The 18,732-nt window shown below is 55.8% G+C and carries 21 protein-coding genes; 15 read left to right on the plus strand and 6 right to left on the minus strand.

The genetic code is table 11. The annotated features are described in order from the left end of the window. Nucleotide 1 precedes the first annotated feature (1 nt). Nucleotides 2–1,540: a tripartite tricarboxylate transporter permease gene (locus tag CCASEI_RS04205; RefSeq protein ID WP_025387225.1), complete on the plus strand. Its 1,539-nt coding sequence runs from the start codon at nucleotides 2–4 to the stop codon at nucleotides 1,538–1,540. 42 nt (nucleotides 1,541–1,582) lie between these two features. On the opposite strand, the gene CCASEI_RS04210 is transcribed toward CCASEI_RS04205, so the two are convergent. Continuing rightward, on the minus strand, nucleotides 1,583–2,998 hold the full coding sequence (locus CCASEI_RS04210) for an NAD-dependent succinate-semialdehyde dehydrogenase (protein WP_025387226.1): 1,416 nt from the start codon (nucleotides 2,996–2,998) through the stop codon (nucleotides 1,583–1,585). Nucleotides 2,999–3,261: 263 nt separating this feature from the next. Here CCASEI_RS04210 and CCASEI_RS04215 point away from each other — a divergent pair, with 263 nt between their 5' ends. Both CCASEI_RS04215 and CCASEI_RS04220 read left to right on the plus strand, forming a co-directional pair. Next, the gene (locus CCASEI_RS04215; protein ID WP_225868440.1) at nucleotides 3,262–4,767 is read left to right on the plus strand and encodes an HNH endonuclease signature motif containing protein; all 1,506 of its coding nucleotides are present in this window, start codon (nucleotides 3,262–3,264) and stop codon (nucleotides 4,765–4,767) included. Between the two features lie 185 nt (nucleotides 4,768–4,952). Then, on the plus strand, nucleotides 4,953–5,471 hold the full coding sequence (locus CCASEI_RS04220; protein WP_025387228.1) for a gluconokinase: 519 nt from the start codon (nucleotides 4,953–4,955) through the stop codon (nucleotides 5,469–5,471). On the opposite strand, the gene CCASEI_RS04225 is transcribed toward CCASEI_RS04220, so the two are convergent. Beyond that, complete coding sequence (locus CCASEI_RS04225) at nucleotides 5,440–6,819, minus strand: GntP family permease (RefSeq protein WP_025387229.1); 1,380 nt, start codon at nucleotides 6,817–6,819, stop codon at nucleotides 5,440–5,442. The genes CCASEI_RS04220 and CCASEI_RS04225 overlap by 32 nt on opposite strands. Before the next feature lie 61 nt (nucleotides 6,820–6,880). Here CCASEI_RS04225 and CCASEI_RS04230 point away from each other — a divergent pair, with 61 nt between their 5' ends. The 9 genes from CCASEI_RS04230 (at nucleotide 6,881) to CCASEI_RS04270 (ending at nucleotide 13,573) form a co-directional block, all read left to right on the plus strand. Next, nucleotides 6,881–7,222: a YidH family protein gene (locus CCASEI_RS04230; RefSeq protein WP_025387230.1), complete on the plus strand. Its 342-nt coding sequence runs from the start codon at nucleotides 6,881–6,883 to the stop codon at nucleotides 7,220–7,222. After that, nucleotides 7,222–7,539: a DUF202 domain-containing protein gene (locus CCASEI_RS04235; protein WP_006821357.1), complete on the plus strand. Its 318-nt coding sequence runs from the start codon at nucleotides 7,222–7,224 to the stop codon at nucleotides 7,537–7,539. Before CCASEI_RS04230 ends, CCASEI_RS04235 begins: the two co-directional genes overlap by 1 nt. Before the next feature lie 85 nt (nucleotides 7,540–7,624). Continuing rightward, nucleotides 7,625–8,518 carry a cutinase family protein gene (locus tag CCASEI_RS04240; RefSeq protein WP_025387231.1) on the plus strand — a complete coding sequence of 298 codons (894 nt, stop codon included), beginning with the start codon at nucleotides 7,625–7,627 and terminating at the stop codon, nucleotides 8,516–8,518. Between the two features lie 5 nt (nucleotides 8,519–8,523). After that, entirely contained in the window at nucleotides 8,524–9,132 is a 609-nt protein-coding gene (gene nadD / locus CCASEI_RS04245) for a nicotinate-nucleotide adenylyltransferase (RefSeq protein ID WP_006821359.1), read from the plus strand. A 46-nt stretch (nucleotides 9,133–9,178) separates the two neighbouring features. Further along, nucleotides 9,179–9,640 (plus strand): ribosome silencing factor, encoded by a 462-nt coding sequence (rsfS, locus tag CCASEI_RS04250; protein WP_025387233.1) that lies wholly within the window; start codon nucleotides 9,179–9,181, stop codon nucleotides 9,638–9,640. An 11-nt stretch (nucleotides 9,641–9,651) separates the two neighbouring features. After that, nucleotides 9,652–10,350 (plus strand): histidine phosphatase family protein, encoded by a 699-nt coding sequence (locus CCASEI_RS04255; RefSeq protein WP_006821361.1) that lies wholly within the window; start codon nucleotides 9,652–9,654, stop codon nucleotides 10,348–10,350. Continuing rightward, nucleotides 10,350–11,141 carry a DegV family protein gene (locus CCASEI_RS04260; protein WP_006821362.1) on the plus strand — a complete coding sequence of 264 codons (792 nt, stop codon included), beginning with the start codon at nucleotides 10,350–10,352 and terminating at the stop codon, nucleotides 11,139–11,141. Before CCASEI_RS04255 ends, CCASEI_RS04260 begins: the two co-directional genes overlap by 1 nt. A gap of 113 nt (nucleotides 11,142–11,254) precedes the next feature. After that, a complete protein-coding gene (locus CCASEI_RS04265) occupies nucleotides 11,255–11,950 on the plus strand; it encodes a ComEA family DNA-binding protein (protein ID WP_025387234.1) in 696 nt (231 codons plus the stop codon). Nucleotides 11,951–11,956: 6 nt separating this feature from the next. Beyond that, nucleotides 11,957–13,573: a ComEC/Rec2 family competence protein gene (locus CCASEI_RS04270; RefSeq protein ID WP_025387235.1), complete on the plus strand. Its 1,617-nt coding sequence runs from the start codon at nucleotides 11,957–11,959 to the stop codon at nucleotides 13,571–13,573. Here CCASEI_RS04270 and CCASEI_RS04275 read toward each other — a convergent pair. Continuing rightward, entirely contained in the window at nucleotides 13,570–14,001 is a 432-nt protein-coding gene (locus CCASEI_RS04275) for an SRPBCC family protein (RefSeq protein WP_006821365.1), read from the minus strand. The two genes, CCASEI_RS04270 and CCASEI_RS04275, sit on opposite strands and share 4 nt — an antisense overlap. A 30-nt stretch (nucleotides 14,002–14,031) precedes the next feature. Here CCASEI_RS04275 and holA point away from each other — a divergent pair, with 30 nt between their 5' ends. The 3 genes from holA to CCASEI_RS04290 are packed head-to-tail and all read left to right on the plus strand — an operon-like array spanning nucleotide 14,032 to nucleotide 16,047. Then, the gene (gene holA / locus CCASEI_RS04280) at nucleotides 14,032–15,003 is read left to right on the plus strand and encodes a DNA polymerase III subunit delta (RefSeq protein ID WP_025387236.1); all 972 of its coding nucleotides are present in this window, start codon (nucleotides 14,032–14,034) and stop codon (nucleotides 15,001–15,003) included. Nucleotides 15,004–15,013: 10 nt separating this feature from the next. Continuing rightward, on the plus strand, nucleotides 15,014–15,400 hold the full coding sequence (locus CCASEI_RS04285; RefSeq protein ID WP_025387237.1) for an ankyrin repeat domain-containing protein: 387 nt from the start codon (nucleotides 15,014–15,016) through the stop codon (nucleotides 15,398–15,400). Beyond that, entirely contained in the window at nucleotides 15,397–16,047 is a 651-nt protein-coding gene (locus CCASEI_RS04290; protein ID WP_006821368.1) for a LysE family translocator, read from the plus strand. Before CCASEI_RS04285 ends, CCASEI_RS04290 begins: the two co-directional genes overlap by 4 nt. On the opposite strand, the gene CCASEI_RS04295 is transcribed toward CCASEI_RS04290, so the two are convergent. The 3 genes from CCASEI_RS04295 to rpsT all read right to left on the minus strand — a co-directional run bounded on the left by CCASEI_RS04295 (nucleotide 16,044) and on the right by rpsT (nucleotide 18,563). Then, nucleotides 16,044–17,357: a type II restriction enzyme gene (locus tag CCASEI_RS04295; protein WP_025387238.1), complete on the minus strand. Its 1,314-nt coding sequence runs from the start codon at nucleotides 17,355–17,357 to the stop codon at nucleotides 16,044–16,046. The genes CCASEI_RS04290 and CCASEI_RS04295 overlap by 4 nt on opposite strands. After that, nucleotides 17,347–18,180 carry a DNA adenine methylase gene (locus CCASEI_RS04300; RefSeq protein WP_025387239.1) on the minus strand — a complete coding sequence of 278 codons (834 nt, stop codon included), beginning with the start codon at nucleotides 18,178–18,180 and terminating at the stop codon, nucleotides 17,347–17,349. The genes CCASEI_RS04295 and CCASEI_RS04300 overlap by 11 nt, the downstream gene beginning before the upstream one ends. Nucleotides 18,181–18,299: 119 nt before the next feature. Beyond that, on the minus strand, nucleotides 18,300–18,563 hold the full coding sequence (gene rpsT, locus CCASEI_RS04305) for a 30S ribosomal protein S20 (RefSeq protein ID WP_006821371.1): 264 nt from the start codon (nucleotides 18,561–18,563) through the stop codon (nucleotides 18,300–18,302). Nucleotides 18,564–18,732 lie beyond the last annotated feature (169 nt).

Genomic DNA, 18,732 nt, shown 5'->3' on the forward strand with positions numbered 1-18,732 from the left:
CATGGAAACACTCAATAACCTCATGATGGGTTTCGGCGACGCATTCTCGCCGATGAACCTCGTCTACGTCCTCATCGGCGCGCTGCTCGGCACCGCCGTGGGAGTTCTGCCCGGCATGGGTTCCTCCATGGCCGTGGCACTGCTCCTACCTATTACCTTTACCCTCGACCCAACCGCTGCGTTCATTATGTTCGCTGGCGTCTACTTCGGTGGTCTCTTCGGTGACTCCACCATGGCCATCCTGGTCAACACCCCTGGTGGTTCGACAGCTATTGCAACCGCATTCGAAGGCCACAAGATGGCGCTGAGCGGGCGAGCCCCGCAGGCACTTGCAACAGCCGCCATCGGCGCGTTCACCGGTGGTCTTATCGCAACGACCCTGGTTGTATTCTTTGCTCCAAAGCTTGCCGAGTTTGCCATCCTCTTCGGACCTGCCGAATACTTCGCCCTCGCAGTCTTCGCCTTCCTTGCATCGGCAGCCGTCGTGTCTGACTCTCTGCTGCGCGGCCTGATTTCCCTGGTTGTTGGCCTTTTGGTTGCAACCGTCGGTATTGATGAGATCTCCGGCGCCCAGCGATTCACCGGCGGCGTCCCCGAAATGTTCGACGGCATCGGCATCATCATCGTCACCGTCGGCATCCTGGCCCTCGGCGAAGTCTTCTACGTCATTTACGAGCAGACTAAGCCTGTTCCGAAGGTGCGCGAAGGCAAGATCGAACGCGCCCGCCTGTCCTGGGCTGAGTTCAAAGACGCACTCCCTGCATGGCTGCGCGGTGCCAGCTTCGGTGTTCCTTTCGGCGTCATCCCGGTCGGTGGTGCAGAGGTTCCAACTTTCATGGCCTACGCAACTGAGCGCAAGCTCGACGAACAACGCAAAGACCCACAGTTCGGCAAAGGCGCCATCCGCGGTGTCGCCGGACCTGAAGCTGCCGGCAACGCAACCGCCGGCACCGCAATGGGCGCACTGCTCGCGATGGGTCTTCCGACCTCCGCAACCGCCGCCATCATGCTGGCAGCATTCCAGCAGTATGGCATTCAGCCTGGTCCGCTGCTCTTCGAGCGCAACGCCGACCTCGTCTGGCCACTGCTTGCATCCCTGTTCATCGGCCTGTTCGTCCTGCTGATTCTGAACCTGCCGCTGGCGCCAATGTGGGCGAAGCTCCTGCTGATTCCGCGCTACTACCTCTACCCAGGCATCGCCGTGTTCTGTGCCCTGGGCGTGTACGCAACCTCCGCAGCTATCGCTGACCTCTGGCTCGTCCTGGTCATCGGCCTCGTTGGCTTCGTCATGCGACACTTCGATTTCCCGCTGGCACCAATCATGATTGGCGTCATCCTGGGCCCACTCGCAGAGTCCAGCTTCCGCAACGCGCTGCTGTCCTCCGGCGGTGACTACTCCATCCTGGTTGGCTCCCCAATCGCAATTGGCATGTACACCCTGATGGGCTTGGTCCTAGTCGCAGCATTCGTCCGCCGTTTCCAAAACAAGCGCGCCAACGCAAAGCGCGAAAAGGAAGAAGAAGCACTAGCAGAGCTCTAGTATTCCAATTCCTTTCCTCAACAGCAGATGTACTTCCTCGCCTTAATCGGCAACGAAGTACATCTGCTTATTTACGAACTCATCCATCGCCAGTGGTCCCAGCTCCCGGCCAAAACCTGAACGCTTCACGCCGCCGAATGGAATCTCCGCGCCCTCACCGGCAGGCGTATTCACATTGGACATACCGACGTCAAGCTGACGCGCAATTTTCTCTGCTCGTGCTTTATCCTCGGAGAACACCGCGCCACCCAAACCAAACTGGGAATCATTCGCTAGCTCCAGCGCCTCTTCATCGCTACTTACCTTGTTGACCACGGCGATTGGCCCAAAGAACTCTTCATAATAAGAACCCGAACCCCGCTCGATGCCTGTAACCACAGCAGGGGAGAAGTACGCGCTGTCCTCGGCTAATTCGCCGCCGACATGCACAGTTGCGCCTTCTTGGACTGCATTCTTCAACTGCTCGGCCAAGCCTTCTGCCGCAGAACGCGACGATAGTGGTGCATAAGAATTCTCAGTCGATTCAGCCAACTGCATTGGATCCGCAGGCTTCATCTGCTGCGCCAGCGCGACTAATTCAACAACGAACTCGTCATAGATATCGTCCATGACAATCAATCGCTTATTGGAGTTGCATGCCTGGCCAGTGTTGTACATGCGGGTTTCCCATGCCAACTTTGCAGCTGCCTTCACGTCCTTGGTGTCCAACACAATATACGGATCCGACCCGCCGAGCTCGAGTACAGCCTTCTTCAGATTCTTACCTGCTTGCTCACCAATGATGGCTCCCGCGCGCTCCGACCCAGTCAGCGATACGCCCTGGATGCGAGGATCCGCAATCATCTCCGCGATGTGGTCATGTGAAGCAAACACATTGTTGTAAACGCCTTGCGGTACGCCAGCGTCATTCAAGATCTGCTGAATTGCAAGCGCCGAACGCGGGCAAATCTCCGCATGCTTGAGAATAATTGTGTTTCCCAGCATGAGGTTTGGCGCGGCGAAGCGCGCTACCTGGTAATACGGGAAATTCCACGGCATAACGCCCAAAAGCGTGGCGATTGGCAGTCGACGGATAACTGCTTTGCCTGCAGAGTTCGTCGGAATCTCTTCATCAGCGGCAAAGCTAGGTCCATTGTCGGCATAGTATTTGAAGATGTCCGCTGAGAATTCAGCCTCCTCAATACCTTCTGCTAAAGGCTTACCCATTTCTTCCGCGATGATGGCGCCCAGGTCGTGCTTGCGTGCATCGAAAAGCTCTGCAATCTTGGCGACAATCTCCGCACGCTTCTCGATACCTAGCGCGCCCCACGACTTTGCAGCACTATGAGCTTCCGCCAAGACATGCTCAATATCTTCCGCTGTTGCGGTTGGGAAGGTCTCAATTACTTCATCGGTCATCGGGGTTTGCACGCGGTAAGTCACTTTTAATTCTCCTTGTTTCGATTCGCTTTGTCCCATTGTGCCAAAGCCGCGCCCGCCGCGCCGCCACTTTTAAAAATGTTGCTAATTCGTTACTTTGTTCGACTGGATTTGTGGTGTCCGGTGCCCGTATTATGGTTATAGAAAACCAGTTCTAAACAAATGAGAAAGTTATGAGCACACCCTTTTATGCAGTTTGTAACCAAAATAAACCGTTAGCCCAACTCTATCTATCCACCCGCCGTGCGGAATACGCCGCGTGGTTAAAGCTAATTCCAGCGTTAGAAGAAGATTTCGAACTCGTGACCGAACAGTGCGCCCGGCACTGCGGTCAAAGCCCGAACACGGTCACCAAAACCCTCCTGGCGCTGCAGCGTTTAACGCGTGAATTGCCATTGTTATATGCGGTCCTAGAAAAGTACTGGCACCTAGATTTTCCGCGCATTGTCGCGATCGATACCGCCATGTCCAAACTGGGGCCGGATGCCAGCGACGAGGTTATTTCCGAGATTGATGCCAAAATAGCCCGGTATCTCACCCCACGGATAGAAAACCAGCAACTTCCCACCCCAGACCGCATTGCCCAACGTGTACGTCAACTAGTCAACGAATTCGATGACCGTATACCGGTCAAAGACCCACGGCCACAACGACGAATGGTTAAAAACAAACTCACCGCCAACTCATCCTCACTCGCAGTCGAAGCACCGCATGATGAGATTCAAAAAGCAGAAGACTGTATTAAAGCCACCGCCACCGCACTCGGTATTTCCCGTGCCGAAGCCATGCTCCAGGTCTTAAGCGGTGACTACCCAGCTAAAGATGCAGTCACCAAGCTGGTGTTGTTTACCGCGAAAGACATCGACAACGCACCAGCCTATTTACAAGGTGTTGGTTGGGTAGGACCAGAAACCGTGGAAAAGCTCCGCGAAGGCGCCACCATCATCGACGCGGATGACGCTGCGCACGCTGAAACCGCAAGCTATCAGCCCACCGATGCAATACGTACCTTTGTCGAAGGACGTGACGGGACATGTCGTTGGCCCGGCTGCAATGTTGCCGCACACAACTGCCAACTCGATCACCGCCACAACTATGCAGAAGGCGGCCCCACCTCACCAGCAAACCTGTTTGCACTGTGTCAGCACCACCACAACATTAAGACTGATACCCGCGCGATGTACATCGTCGACCCGATATCGGATGTTGTCTACTGGTTGTTTGAAGACGGCTCCTGGGTATCAGATACCGCACAAGACGGTCCGATCGGTACCGGTGCAAAGCGCTGGTTGCAGACCTTCGAGCAAAAAATTGCCGCACGGCGAAAGAACGCGCAAGACAAAGCACACGATATGGCCGATGATATCGATGAGTATTACACACAGCGCGCTGAAGCAGACAAGCGCGAGCAAGACCACCGCGACATTATCGATGAGCTCTGGGTCGATGACGTGAAACTTGCTCAAGCGCTCATGCGCGAAGGAAACCTACACGGTAATAACCCACTACTGGCTAACGACAATGTGTTCATGCTGCTAGAAGCCATACACAAACTAGGCATCGAGGTTGATGTCAGTGACGATATCGCACCATGGGCCCGGATTCAGAAGAAGATACTCGAGCACGAACGCGCCGAAAACGAACGCCGGATTCTGGAAGAAGCCGAAAAGCTCGCACAAGAACTAGCCGACAAAATCATGAAACAAAAAGAACAAGCAGAAAAGACAGAGGAGGCAGAACAGACCGACGAGAACGACACCGAGCAAACAGTCAAAGTACCAACCAACCCCGACGACCCACCGTTCTAAAGAACAGAAGAGATTTCGCAAAAACACGAAATTATTTTCAGAGTGGGCCGGAGTTAAGCGGAGATCAAGCAAGTACCCGCCAACCCCGAAGGCCCATCCTTCTAAAAATTTCAAGAAATTTCTCTAAATCGCGAAATTTTAGGACTGTCAGAATCGCGACAAGTTCAACTGTGGATAATGGAGGAATGAATGAGCATTCACTAGTTTCGCGTTATGTCGTTCTCATGGGGGTTTCCGGTTCTGGAAAGTCTTCGGTGGGAGAGAAGTTGAGCCCGTTGGTGGGGCTGCCGTACCGGGATGGTGATGATATGCATCCGCAGTCGAATATCGACAAAATGGAATCAGGCATCCCGCTCAATGATGAGGACAGGATGCCTTGGTTGAAGAACATTGGTGAGGAGCTAGCTGCCTCGGGTGGGTTGATGATCGGGTGCAGTGCGTTGAAGCGCTCCTACCGCGATCTGATTCGTAGTTACTGCCCGGAAGCGGTGTTTGTGCACCTCGCGGGCGATTTCGAACTGCTGTCGGGGCGGATGAATGTGCGCACGGGCCATTTCATGCCGGCGTCGCTGCTGAAGTCGCAGTTTGAGACGTTGCAGCAGTTGGAGCCGGATGAAGCGGGCGTCGTGATTGATATCGAGCCATCCGTGGAAGAAGTGGCTCAGCAAGCGGCTAACTACTTGGAAGGATCGCCCACAGAATAAGGACGATGATAAAGCCGATGACGGAAATGAACACCTGGTTCAGAGTCCAGGTGCGCAGGGTCGTGGATACGTCCATGCCCAGGAGACGGCCGACAAGCCAGAAGCCGGAGTCGTTGACCAGGGAAGAGAAAACGGAACCTGCAGCGGTGGCGAGCACCAGCAGGGCGAGCTGAGTTCCGTTCAAGTTGGCAGCTTCGACAGCTGGCGCCATGAGTGCTGCGGCGGTGGTCAGCGCAACGGTTGCGGAGCCTTGCGCCACGCGAAGTGCTGCAGCGACGAGGTAGGCGGCGAAGATGACTGGGATGCCCAGGTCGGACATTGAGTCGGCCAGTGCATCGCCGATGCCGGAGGTACGTAGAACGCCGCCGAACATGCCGCCTGCGCCGGTGATGAGGATGACGGAACAGATGGGGCCGAGGGCACCATCCATGAGCTTCTCCAACTGGTCACCGTTGCGCGGACCAAGGACGACCATCGCGACGAGCAAAGTGATGAGCAGCGCGATTGGGGTTTGACCGACGAAAGTGAGGATATCGGCGAAAGTGCCGGTGCCATCGATGGTGCCGGCCGCAGCGAGGGTGTTGACGCCGGTGTTGCAGAAGATGAGCAGCATCGGTAGGAGCATGACGCTGATGACTTTTAGTGGGGAAGCGACGGTTGCAGGATCATGTTCGGTTTGCTCACCGAGCAACGCATCGCTGACCTTGTATGGGAACTTCTTTCCCAGGTAGCGGCCCCAGAGGTAACCGGAGACGTACCAGGTTGGCAGGGCAACAATGAGGCCGAGGCCGAGGATGTAGCCGATGTCGGCGTTGAAGAACTCGGCGGCAGCAACGGGGCCGGGGTGCGGTGGCAGGAACACGTGCATGACGGAGAATGCACCGGCGGCAGGGATACCGAAGGCCAGAACCGGCCCGTCAAGGCGGCGGGCGACAGCGAAGATGACCGGCAACATGACGATGAGGCCGGCATCGAAGAAGATTGGGAAGCCCATAATCAAGGAGGCAATACCCAAGGCAAGAGGGGCGCGTTTGGCGCCGAAGGCGTTGACGAGGGCATCGGCAAGCGACTGCGCACCGCCGGATGCTTCAACGATACGGCCGATCATTGCACCAAGACCTACGAGCAGCGCGACCGAGGCGATGGTGGAACCAAAGCCGTCAATCATGGTGGGCACAACCCCCGCGACTGGGATGCCAGCGGCGAGCGCCGTGACCGCGGAAACGATGATGAGTGTGACAAAAGCGTGGATTCGGAACTTGATAACCAGTAGCAGAATCAGCGCAATCGCAGCTAGGGCGATTCCCAGCAGCGGACCGGCGGACAATGTAGGTTCCCAGGTCTCCATGTAGTTCTCCTTATCTAAATTTTCATCTGAGATTACACCCCGGGGGTTGTAGCATGTAACCATGAAATTTTGGGTGGAGGGCGAAGACCCGGATCCGCGATTTACTTTGGCGAATGAACGCACATTTTTGGCATGGATCCGGACGTCTTTGGCATTCCTTGCCGGCGGCCTCGCCATTGAGATTTTCGAGTTCGAAGGCGTGAGCCCGTGGATTAACTCCGCGGTCTCCGTCGTCGTCATCGTCACGGCAGCAATGGTGGCGGTGGGAGCAGCTTTACGATGGGCTATCGTCGAGCGCGCAATGCGATTGGGCAAGCCGATGCCTGCGCCGAAGCTGATACCGGTGCTGTCTGCGGCCGCCGCGATTGGCTGTGTCTTTGGCCTGGTAGTGGTCTTGCTGTGATGCAAAGGCATCCTGATCCGGGACTGCAACCGGAACGAACAACCATGGCCTGGACGCGGACCCTTGTGTCCTTTTTGGTGGTTGCGGGGCTGAGCATGCGAGTGTCTGCCTCAGTGCACGAAATCGCGTTCTTGCTCATTGCGGTGATTGCGATGGTGGCGGCGCTTAATATTACTGTTCGCCAAGCTGGCCGCTATGAGCGGAGTAATACGGGGCTAGTGGAAGAAAAAATTCGGCCACAGGTGTGGTCGGTGGTAGTGATGTCAACTGCAGTGACTCTTTTGGCTTTGGTTTTGCTGGCAATGAGATTAATGTGAGCGAAAAATTCCTTAATAAGCTAGTGTTAGGAGCCGTTCAAGTCAGTTATTGGTCGCCTTTTAATCCCTAGGAATTTGTATAGCCATGAAGTCTGTACGCGCGTTGATTACGGCAGCAGCAGCTGCATTGTCTCTTGCTTTTATCCCTCAAGCTACCGCTACTGCTCAAGAACACTGCCCAGCAGTAGTTGCAGTTGCAGCGCGTGGTTCGGGACAGAACACAAATATTTCTCCAACCTGGTACGGCGGCCCGCGCCCGTCCAATGGTTGGGAAGGCGAGACCATCCGCGCATTCCTGCAGACAGCTGAAGGTCGCTACCAGGCAACTCATGGTGGCAACTCTTTGATGAAGGACGTTCACGTACTGGGGCTTAGCCCAAACGTGTACCCAGCGACCTACCCAGAATATGAAGTACCAAACGTAGCGGCGCCTGAAACCGTAATGGACATGCTGCGCATTGCTTACCGCTACGCAGCTCCTGTTGTGAACACTGCGGTATCCGCACTGGGCCAGTTCCGTTACTCCGTAGAAACCGGTCAGGCTGGCGTTATGCAGGCTATTGGTCACTATGAGAACTCCACTGGCTGCAAGCCAGGCTACGTTCTGATTGGTTACTCCCAGGGCGCGATGATCCTCGCGGGCCATGAGAAGCAGTTGGCTAACCGTGGTCAGCTCGCGGGCGTGGTCTACATGGGTAACCCAATGACCAACCGCAATGATCCATACACCGTGGGCGTGCCAAATGCTTCCGGCATCTTGGGCGATATGCCTAACAACACCGTGGCTTCCAAGGGAACCAACAACCGCATTAACTACTGTCTGCCGCTGGACGGCGTGTGCAATGCAACCGTGGGAACGCTGCGCGCTTCTGAGGGTAATGGCGGATACCATGGCCGCTACTTCCTGCGCGGATCCCAGTGGGATGCGCAAGTAGCGGATGTCTTTGGACGCTTCGTTGATCAGCGTCGCTACGGTTAGGGTCTATGAACAAAATTGGAATCATGGGTGGCACGTTTGACCCGATTCACAACGGCCACCTGGTGGCAGCGAGCGAAGCTGCCTACCGTTTCGACCTGGACAAGGTCATTTTCGTGCCCACGGGTCAGCCGTGGCAGAAGGCGGATCGTGATGTCACGGACGCGGAGCATCGCTATTTGATGACGATGGTTGCCACGGCCTCGAACCCCCGCTTTACGGTATCCCGGGTGGATATTGAGCGCGAGGGGCCGACATATACCATCGATACGCTGCGCGATATCCGCCAGTTTTATCCGGATGCGGAGCTGTACTTCATCACTGGCGCGGATGCGCTGGCCTCAATCATGTCTTGGCGTGATTGGGAAGAAATGCTGGAGATGGCACACTTCGTGGGTGTGACCCGACCTGGCTATCCGCTGACCCGCGATATGGTGCCGGAAGACCAGCGTGACGGCATTGAGCTGATTGATATTCCAGCGATGGCGATTTCTTCGACGGACTGCCGCGAACGCGCGCGCAGTGGTGTGCCGGTCTGGTACTTGGTGCCGGACGGGGTTGTGCAGTATATTGCGAAAAATCACCTGTATAGCCCAAATGAAGGTAAAGCGCTGTAAAGTTGTTTGAGGGTTATACATATTTCAAAGTAAGTAAAGGATATTTGTGAGTATTACTGACGCGGCACGCCGGATGGCAGAGTTGGCAGCGCATGCTGCCGATGAAAAGTCCGCCAGCAACATCGCAGTGATTGATGTCTCTGACGTTCTGGCCATCACGGAACTTTTCGTTATCGCTTCTGCAGATAATGAGCGTCAGGTGCGATCCATCGTTGAAGAGGTAGAAGACGCCCTGACTGCGGAAGGCTTTGAGCCGAAGCGTCGTGAAGGTGTGCGCGAAAACCGTTGGGTTTTGTTGGACTATGGATTCACCATCGTGCATGTTCAGCGTGAGCAGGAGCGCGAGTACTACGGACTGGATCGTCTGTACCATGACTGCCCGCTGATTGAGATTGAGGGCATTGAGCCAGCAACTCGTCCGGGCACGTGGGATAACATCCGCGACGTTGAGTCGATTGATGATATTCCGTTGGCTGAAAAAGAGCCAGAAGACGACGAAGAGTACTAGGCTAAATTCCCATGAGCCGCCGACTTATACTGATCAGGCATGGTCAGACCACCTATAACGCCACAGGTCGTATGCAAGGACACTTGGATACGCAGCTTTCTGATGAAGGCGTGGCGCAGGCTGAGTCTGCCGGTCGGCTGCTGCAGAACCAAGGGATTACCCGCATCTTGGCCTCGGATTTGTCGCGGGCGAAGGTGACGGCGGAGATCGTCGGCAAGCAATTGGGCTTGGACGTTGAAGTTGATGAGCGCATGCGTGAGACCAACTTGGGTCAGTGGCAGGGCATGACTTCGGCGGAAGTGGATGAGCAGTATCCGGGGGCGCGCGCAATTTGGCGCCATGATCCGACGTGGGCGCCGCCTGAGGGTGAGTCGCGCGTGGATGTGGCGAAGCGGGCACGCCCGGTCATTGATGAGTTCATGGAGTCCTATTCTGATTGGGACACCAATACCGTTCTGGTGGTGGCTCATGGCGGCGCGATTGCTGCGCTGACCTGCAATTTGATTGCGCTGCACAACCAGCAGTATCAGATGCTGTCTGGTTTGAAGAACACCCATTGGGCGCAGCTGACTGCGCGTCCTGCGTTTGATCCGGCTCGTCCGGATGCGCCGGTGAGCTTCAACGAAGACAATATTGCGAACGCGAATTGGTATTTTGATGGCTGGAATATGGGCGCCCGCGTTGTGGGCGGCACCGGGGCTGATATTTAATGCCAGTTCGTATTGTGACTGATTCTTCTGCTGGACTGCCTCAAGAAATCGTTGATGAACTTGATATCACGGTGTGCCAATTGCACGTGATGGACAACGAAGATTCGGATACAACCACCTCAGCGCTCTCCGCGCTGGAAATTGCTGCTGAATATGGACGGCAGATGGAACGCGGCGGGGATGAAGGACTTGTTGGCCTGCACCTGGCTAAGGAGTTGTCGTCGACGTGGTCGGCGGCGGTCACGGCATCGGCGGTTTTCCCGGACGATAAGGTTCGCGTGATTGACTCGGGCACTGCTGGCATGGTGTTGGGCGCTGCCGCAATGGCTGCGGCGAAACTGGCCAAAGATGGCGCTGACGTGGATGAATGCTATGAAGCGGCGCAAAACACGATTGAGCGTGGCAAGACATGGGTGTATTTGAGCTCCACGGATGAGATTCGCCGCTCGGGACGCATGTCTACTACTACGGCGATGATTTCCACGGCGCTGCTGGCTACCAAACCGATCATGGCGCTCAATGATGGACGCCTGGAATTGGTGGGCCGCACCCGTACTCAGACAAAGGGCTTTATCAAGCTGGTGGATCTGGTGGCATCGGAAGCCGGCGGCAAACCGGTGTTTATCGCGCTGCAGCACAATGATGCCGAGGAACAAGCGGAGATCCTGCAAGACCTGCTGGAGCAGGCGTTGCCGGAGGGCTCCAGCTTCATTCTGACGGAGCTCAATGATGTAGTGGCTGTGCATGTTGGCGCGGGCGCGATTGGTGTGTCTGCGGTGTACTCGGCTTAAGACGTGGCCGCCTGTGGATAACTCGGCCGTTAAGGTGACGCGTCACTAAAGTTATCCACAGATTTTGAGCTTGAGGCTATCGCTGGGGGTTGACACCGCTTTAGTCTCAGGGCATGACTCAAAAACCTGGCATCTCCCAGCGGTTATCTGAACTTACAGCACCGACTGGGGAAGAACCCATCCTCGACGTTTCCTATCCTGCTCCACGACTAAAGATTGCCCCGTGGCAAGCCATAGTGGCTGCCATTGCGGCAATCGTTGCTGTTTTATTGTGGCTGGCTTTGTCCTCCCCGAAAAGTGATGGGCAGCTTCCGCCCATTGAAGCCGCCCAGGCACCTGAGATATCCACGGTCACTAGTGAAGAAGCCCTGCCCGAGGAGGTGGTGGTTTCTGTTGTTGGCGCCGTGGAACAACAGGGCATTCTTGTCTTGCCGCAGGGCTCGCGCATCGCTGATGCCCTGGAGGTCTCCGGCTTAGCTCCTGACGCGGATATCGTGTCCATCAACCATGCACAGTTGCTTGTCGATGGCGAACAGATCTACGTCAGCCGCATCGGGGAAGACCCACCTGCCCAGGTCGAAGCAGGAGAAGACGGCGGTGCACGTGGTTCTAAATCCTCGAAGATTAATCTGAACTCGGCTACGGCTGCTGAACTTACACAATTGCCCGGCGTGGGTGAGGTGACCGCGGAGTCGATTGTGTCGCACCGCGATACGGTGGGGAGCTTTACTTCGGTGGAGCAGCTTCTGGATATCAGTGGCATTGGTCCGGCCAAGTTTGAAAAGCTTCAACACCTTGTGACTGTGTAGCCGCGCATGCGTGAGCTTCGCCTTTTACCCGCAGCGGTTTCTGTATGGGCAATGACGTTGATGGTGCTGCTGGGATATTTCCCGGTGGCTGTCATTGTGCTGCTGATTTCCGCCACCACGTTCGTGCTGATTAAGCAGTTCGGGCAAGCGATTCTGGTGTCCGCGCTGGGAACAATAGCCCTGCTGGTTGCGCATTTTCGCATGCGCTGGGCACCGGACGAGATTTCAGTTGGCACGGTGACCATGACTCCGACTGGGACATCCTCGGGGTTTCTTATTCGGTTGAAGGCACATGGATCGACCTATCCGGTCTTTGTGGAAAAGTTGCCCGATGGAATTGAATCCGGCTCCCTCGTGGAGGTCAACGCGCGCTGGAGCGAGTCCAAGTCCCCGAGTGTCTCTGGGGTGGTTGGCAACGGGGAAGTGGTGGGCTTTTCGCCGCCGTCGGGCCTCGCGGGAATCGCCGTGCGCGTCTCCGATAATTTCCGGGAAGTAGTGCAAGCCACCGTGGGTGAAGCATCCCAGGGACTGATTCCTGGAATGGTGTTGGGCGATACTTCACTTCAAGACACATCCCAGCAAGAGCTGTTCATTGAGACCGGGTTGTCTCACCTGTCGGCGGTCTCCGGTGCGAATGTGGCGATTGTGCTCACGGCGTTCTTTCTATTGTGCCGCTGGATTGGGCTGGGCCCACGCGTGCAGGTGGTCTCCGCCGGCTTCGCGCTGTTTGGTTTCGTGGTTCTCGTCGGAACCGAGCCCTCGGTCCTGCGCGCGAGTGTCGCCGGGGTGGTGGGGCTATTGGCAGTGGTCAATTCTTCGCGTGCGGAGCCCATTCACTCGTTGTGCATTGGTGTCATTGGGCTGATTGTGTGGGATAGCGACATGGCCGCCAGCTTCGGATTCGCGTTGTCATCAGCGGCGACGGCATCCATCGTGGTGCTTACGCCGATGTTTCACCGACTCTTGGCGCCACTACAGTGGCCGGACATCCTCGCCCGCGCGCTAGCTGTCGCCATCGCCGCGGACTTTGCCACCATGCCGATTGTTGCCCTGATGGCCGGTGAAGTCTCCATGGTCTCCGTCCTTGTCAACGTGCTGGTTGCCCCAGTAACAGCGCCGATCACGATTCTGGGACTCATCGCCGCAGGTCTCGCGCAGTTGCCTTTCGATACCCCCGCCTTTCTCCTCCTCAAACTCATCGAGCCCTGCACCTGGTGGATCTACCATATTGCCGCTGGCGCGCATGAGCTTCCCATCGCCGTAATTGCTGCCTCACCCATCGTGGTGTTACTGGCCTACGGGTGGATTGTCGCCGGCCTTGTCTGCGGCCACCCCCGTAAGACTTTCGCCGCCATCGCCGCACTGCTTATTGTCTTTGGCGTGAACTTCCAACCACGACCTCAGCCCCTGGAAATCACGCAAGTCTTTACCGTCAACACCGACGAAGAAATCGACGACATCCCAGCAGGCACCCAAGCGATCATCGTGCTCGACGGTGAGGGCCGAAAGAGCAGCCGTGGCATCCAAACTCCCGATGGCATCCCCGTGTTCTATCCCAACCGCGACGGCCAAGTCACCGTCTACACCGACGGCTCCCAGCACGCGGCGGACGGCAGGTTCTAATTGGAAGAAAGGTAGCTATCGATCGCGGTCAGCATAGAAGCCCAACCTTTCACGGTCTGCTCTACCCACTCCGCCCAGCGGGCATCCATGCTGTGGATGATGGTGGCGCGGCAGCCATCGGCAAGCTGCTCGATGTTTAGGGTGACCACCGAGTTATCCTCTTGTTCTTCCTCATCGTCGGTAAACCAGGTAAACACCAGTTTCTGCGGCTTGGTGATTTCCTTGTAGTAACCCCAGTGCACGGCTTCACCGTCTTCGCGCATATCGGAGAACGTGAACTTGCCGCCTACTTGCGGGTCGGTCTCAATCGTTCGAGCATCCTCAGCGAACCAGGACCGTACCTTTACTGGATCTAGCCACGCGTCAAATACGTCCTCGGCTGGTGCTGTGAATTCGTGGGTGGTCTTTGCTTCAACATTTCCTGACATGGTTCTTCTCCTTTTTGCCTTTATTCTATGATGGTCAGCATGGAACCGGTGCACCTGATTTTGGGCGATGATGAATTTTTGGCAGAGCGTGCCCGGAGGTCTATCCAAAAGGCGGTGGCTGAAGAGACGGGGGAGCAGCCGGAGCTGAAGGTGCTGCGCGCTGCGGAGGTCACCGAGTGGGAGATTATTGAGGCGACGAGCCCGTCGTTGTTTGGTGAGACCCGCGTGATTGTCATCTCCGATACAGAACGTGTGGGTTCGGCGCTGATTAAGCTCATCGTGGATGCGGCGAAGGATCCCGCGCCGGGCATGACGATGGTGATAAATTTCGCGATTTCGCGAAAAAACCTGAAGAACCGCAAGAAGCCGCCGGAGCTGGTGGCCAAGATTCAAAAACTCGCGCAAGTCCACGAGGTTTTCTCGCTCTATGACAACGAGGTCAAACCGTGGGCGACGCGCGAGTTTACACTGCATGACGTTCGCCCGACCCCTGATGTAGTGGACGCGTTGTTGTCCGGCGTGGGGTCAGACCTGCGCTCTTTGTCAGCGGCCATTTCACAGTTGGTGGCGGATACCGGCGGCAATGTCACACGCCAAACGGTGCAACGCTACTACGCGGGCGTGGCCGAGGTAGAGAACTGGGACATCGCGGATGCGGCTGTCGCGGGACGCACGGGTGAGGCGATTGCCACGTGTCGTCGCGCATTGCAGTTGGGCGCAGAACCAGTCGGTATTGCAGCGGCGCTGGCGAACAAAGTCGGGGTCATCGCAAGGCTGTATACCGCGCGCGGGGACAAGTTCTCCCTTGCTAAGCAGTCCGGTTTGCACCCCTATGTCGCGGAAAAGACGGCACCAATTGCCAGGCGCTGGTCGGGTGAGAACATCAGCAAGGCTGTCATCGTGATTGCTGACCTCGACGGACAGGTCAAAAGCTTAGGCCGCGATGGTGCGGACTATGCGGTCGAAGCAGCCGTTAAGAGAATTTCGGAGCTCGCACGATAAACTAATCGGCATGACTGAACAAAATAATGAACAAGAAGTAGCGGAATTCGCTTCCAAGCTTTTTGACCTCGCGCGCAATGGCGATGTTTCTTTGATTGAATACATCAAGCAGGGCGTTAGCGTTGATTTAGTAAATCAGGACGGCCAGTCCTTCGTCATGCTCGCCGCATACAACGGCCACGCTGAACTGGTCAAGGCATTGGCCGCTGAGGGCGCTGACGTGAATCTGCTCAATGACCGCAAGCAGTCACCATTGGCTGGTGCGATCTTTAAGAAGGAAGATGCTGTTATTGATGCACTTCTGGAAGCAGGCGCAAACCCACAGGCTGGCACCCCAAGTGCAGTTGATACCGCGATGATGTTTGGCCGTGAGGATCTTCTGGGACGCTTCGAGTGAGCCTGTCGTCTCTTGCAACAATCATTGTTCTAAACCTGCTGGGCGCATTAAGCCCAGGCCCGGACACCATTTTGATCACCCGCTTGGCCACCAAGTCCCGCCGGCACGCTGTTGCCGCGGTGACTGGCATCCAAGTAGGCGTGCTGATGTGGACCACGCTGACCGTACTCGGTGCGGCCGCGCTGTTGACGGCATTCCCGCAGTTGCTTGGTTTAGTGCAGCTTCTGGGCGGTAGCTGGTTGGTGTACATGGGCTATTCCACCTTCAAAGCCGGATGGGATTCCCGCAGCGCAGTGCCGATGTCACTGGCAGAACAAGAAGCGCAGCTGGGAAGAATGCGCCATTCTTTCCGCACCGGTTTGGCAACGAACCTGTCCAACCCGAAGATTGTTCTGTTCCTCTCAGCATTGATTGCGCCCTTGCTACCCGCGAGTCCGTCCATCGGTGTGGCAATCACGCTGATTTTGGCGATGAGCTTGTCCTGCTACGTCATGTTCGTCTTCATCAGCTTTGTGGTGTCCACGAAGGCAGTGCGCCGCAAGTTGTTGGCAGCAGGGCCGTGGATTGATATCGCTGCCGGTTCCTTCTTCATAATCGCTGGTATTGCCCTAGCCGTCACTGGATTCCGCGACGTATTCGGAATCTAGATTTCTAGCTCCTGGGTGGTGGCCACATCCCACACCCACTGCGCCCAGGACATCACGGTGCCCGCGCGGCGGGTGACAGTGGAGTCCTTGAGTCCCAGATTAGAAGCATTCATAATGTCAATGATTGCGTTCTTGTCTGGGACTTCGGCGTTTTCTAAGGCGCGAATGAGCACCATATGAAAGACCTGGTGGCGCGCAAGCGCCTTAATCAGCGCGATGTTGCGTTCGTTGCGCTCAGAACTCATAACCTTTGCGCCGAAGTCGGTCAGTGACCAGGTGCGGTGGCTATCTTCCACGAGGCCTAAGTACTTGGCGGCGCTGGTGTAATAGTTGGTTTGGCGCGAGGTGAAATCATAATTCTCGGTGATTTCCTCAACATTCAACGGTGCATCCTGGAGCTGCTCGCAGAGGTTAATCACACGCGCGAAGCTATCGGCCTGTGGGAAAGGAATGCCTTCTGGTTCGGCGGTCATTGCTGTGGACTTCAACAGCTGCTTCACAACTTCCAGCGTGATGTTGGATGGCGTGAGCGTGTAGCGCGCGGAGTCCACTAGTGTGATTGACTCTGGGCGCAGGTCGTCTTCAAAGTCGAAGCGGTAGAGATAGAAAATGCCGTTGGAATAGACCTGATAGACAGGCGATACAGTCTTGGTCAGGGACTGAGAAAAGCGGCGGTAGGGGAAGTAGAGCTGGCGTATATTGAAGTCATCGGAAAGATGGTTCTTTGCTTCAACCAGACATAGTTGGTCTGATGATTCGAGGCCAGCATCGATTTCCATCTGGGCTTTGGTGACCTGAAAATTGCCGCATGCGAGGCTCATATCGATGCTGCCGGTGGACATGCGGCCAGCAACAGTGGCCTGCAGAGTGTCAGTGCCTAGGAAGTCCTGCAAGATTTCAGACAGGGCAGAAGCGTTGAGTGCGGCGGACTCAGAGGTAATCTCGTTGGGGTCCAAGGACTCGATGTTCCCAGGAAACGGCTTGTAGCGAATAGGGCCGAGGGATTCAGAATCGGGAAACTTGGTGAAGAGATCGAAGGCCCCCACCAGGTATTCAGAGCGCGATACGGGGATAATGTTGAGCCCGAGCTCTTTGAAAATCCAGGGCCGTGCGGCCGTGGAATCATGCTTGGCCATCAGCCGCGGTTCACGCGCGGAGATTTCTTTGAGCTCAGCCGCGGTGATGCGGAAGAAGCCGTCTGCGTTGAGCTGTTTGTGCATAAAGACGCGCAACCAGCCGTAATCATTGCGGCCTAGAACTTGGCTTTTCGGCACATTGAAGTGTGAGCGAAGGTCAGCTTCACTTCTCATAGTTTCTCACTAGGACTTCATCGACTTTGCCGCGCTTAGACGCAATGGAGTTGATAGCGCGGGATGCTCCCACGATATCAACGTGGTAGTCAGAGTAAAGGTCACGGATGAAATCAGTGGCGGAGTTAGAAAGCATCCAGTTGACGCCGCGGTCGGTCAGGTCATCGCATAATTCTTTGAGCTCAACTTGGTTGCTGCGGCCGAAACCACCAGCGGCATAACCAACGAAGTTGCTGGTGATATTGACCGGGTCATAGGGAGGATCGAAATACACAAAATCACCAGGCTGGGCAGTGGCAACAGAGTCCTTGAAATCACCGTTGAGGAAAGTGACCTCATTGGAGTTGAGATACTCGCTGACCCCCCGCAGCGTCTTCACATCACAGATCAACGGCTTCTTATAGCGCCCAAAAGGGGAGTTGAACTGACCAGCGAGGTTCACGCGGTACAGGCCGTTGTAGCACGTCTTGTTGAGGTAGACGGTGCGGGCGGCCCTCTTGACATCGGAAAGCAATGCGAACTTGGTGGTATCCCGATCTATGGCACGCAGCTCATAGAAAAACGCCTCATCATTGGGGTAGTTCTGCAATTCGGCGATGAGAGCTTCCACATCATCGCGGACCACGGTGTAGAGGTTAATCAGCTCCATGTTGAGATCATTGACCACCGCTTTTTCTGGAGCCAGGGACCACAAAACAGCGCCGCCGCCGAAGAAAGGCTCAAAATAAGTTGAGTAGCCTTGCTGCGGCAGAGCAGCGTGGATCTGTGGCAAGAGCTGGCGTTTACCGCCTACCCATTTCACCAAGGGCTTCAGGAAAGTCATCGTAGAAGTATCTTAGCCGCAACACCGAACACGGCCGGCATTAGTTCGAACAACATTAGAAAACAGCTGGTGCCCCACACAATTACTTGCATGGGGCACCAGTTGTGCTTTGAAAAAGATTAGTTCATCTTGTTGAAAGCGGCAGCCATACCGGACTTCTTGTTAGCCGCAGTGTTGCGGTGGAAGACGCCCTTAGATACGGACTTGTCCAGTGCGCGGGAAGCGGTACGCAGCTGTGCCTCAGCACCAGCCTTGTCACCAGCCTCAACCAAGGTACGGAACTTGCGGATTTCGGTACGTACAGCAGAGCGTACGGACTTGTTGCGCAGACGTGCCTTCTCGTTGGTGAGGACGCGCTTTTGCTTGGACTTGATGTTTGCCATGAGAAATACCTCTTGTAAATCGAATGTGATTGGATATTTAACCTCAGCTGCATAGCTCCCGACCACCATTAATGGAAGTCTCGGCGATTAACGAGCGGACCCAAGGTCCTGACCGCTAGCGCAATCACGCAAAAGAAGTTAACTAACCTGGACATAATACCAACAGTCC

This window comes from Corynebacterium casei LMG S-19264, from assembly GCF_000550785.1.
Taxonomy (GTDB): Bacteria; Actinomycetota; Actinomycetes; order Mycobacteriales; family Mycobacteriaceae; genus Corynebacterium; species Corynebacterium casei.

What these genes read in the sequence shown, in the direction of transcription:
- CCASEI_RS04205 (WP_025387225.1), top strand. Translation starts at nt 2, where the DNA reads ATGGAAACACTCAATAACCTCATGATGGGTTTCGGCGACGCATTCTCG.
- CCASEI_RS04210 (WP_025387226.1), bottom strand. Translation starts at nt 2,998, where the DNA reads ATGGGACAAAGCGAATCGAAACAAGGAGAATTAAAAGTGACTTACCGC.
- CCASEI_RS04220 (WP_025387228.1), top strand. Translation starts at nt 4,953, where the DNA reads ATGAATGAGCATTCACTAGTTTCGCGTTATGTCGTTCTCATGGGGGTT.
- CCASEI_RS04225 (WP_025387229.1), bottom strand. Translation starts at nt 6,819, where the DNA reads ATGGAGACCTGGGAACCTACATTGTCCGCCGGTCCGCTGCTGGGAATC.
- CCASEI_RS04230 (WP_025387230.1), top strand. Translation starts at nt 6,881, where the DNA reads ATGAAATTTTGGGTGGAGGGCGAAGACCCGGATCCGCGATTTACTTTG.
- CCASEI_RS04235 (WP_006821357.1), top strand. Translation starts at nt 7,222, where the DNA reads ATGCAAAGGCATCCTGATCCGGGACTGCAACCGGAACGAACAACCATG.
- CCASEI_RS04240 (WP_025387231.1), top strand. Translation starts at nt 7,625, where the DNA reads ATGAAGTCTGTACGCGCGTTGATTACGGCAGCAGCAGCTGCATTGTCT.
- nadD (WP_006821359.1), top strand. Translation starts at nt 8,524, where the DNA reads ATGAACAAAATTGGAATCATGGGTGGCACGTTTGACCCGATTCACAAC.
- CCASEI_RS04255 (WP_006821361.1), top strand. Translation starts at nt 9,652, where the DNA reads ATGAGCCGCCGACTTATACTGATCAGGCATGGTCAGACCACCTATAAC.
- CCASEI_RS04260 (WP_006821362.1), top strand. Translation starts at nt 10,350, where the DNA reads ATGCCAGTTCGTATTGTGACTGATTCTTCTGCTGGACTGCCTCAAGAA.
- CCASEI_RS04265 (WP_025387234.1), top strand. Translation starts at nt 11,255, where the DNA reads ATGACTCAAAAACCTGGCATCTCCCAGCGGTTATCTGAACTTACAGCA.
- CCASEI_RS04270 (WP_025387235.1), top strand. Translation starts at nt 11,957, where the DNA reads ATGCGTGAGCTTCGCCTTTTACCCGCAGCGGTTTCTGTATGGGCAATG.
- CCASEI_RS04275 (WP_006821365.1), bottom strand. Translation starts at nt 14,001, where the DNA reads ATGTCAGGAAATGTTGAAGCAAAGACCACCCACGAATTCACAGCACCA.
- holA (WP_025387236.1), top strand. Translation starts at nt 14,032, where the DNA reads ATGGTCAGCATGGAACCGGTGCACCTGATTTTGGGCGATGATGAATTT.
- CCASEI_RS04285 (WP_025387237.1), top strand. Translation starts at nt 15,014, where the DNA reads ATGACTGAACAAAATAATGAACAAGAAGTAGCGGAATTCGCTTCCAAG.
- CCASEI_RS04295 (WP_025387238.1), bottom strand. Translation starts at nt 17,357, where the DNA reads ATGAGAAGTGAAGCTGACCTTCGCTCACACTTCAATGTGCCGAAAAGC.
- CCASEI_RS04300 (WP_025387239.1), bottom strand. Translation starts at nt 18,180, where the DNA reads ATGACTTTCCTGAAGCCCTTGGTGAAATGGGTAGGCGGTAAACGCCAG.
- rpsT (WP_006821371.1), bottom strand. Translation starts at nt 18,563, where the DNA reads ATGGCAAACATCAAGTCCAAGCAAAAGCGCGTCCTCACCAACGAGAAG.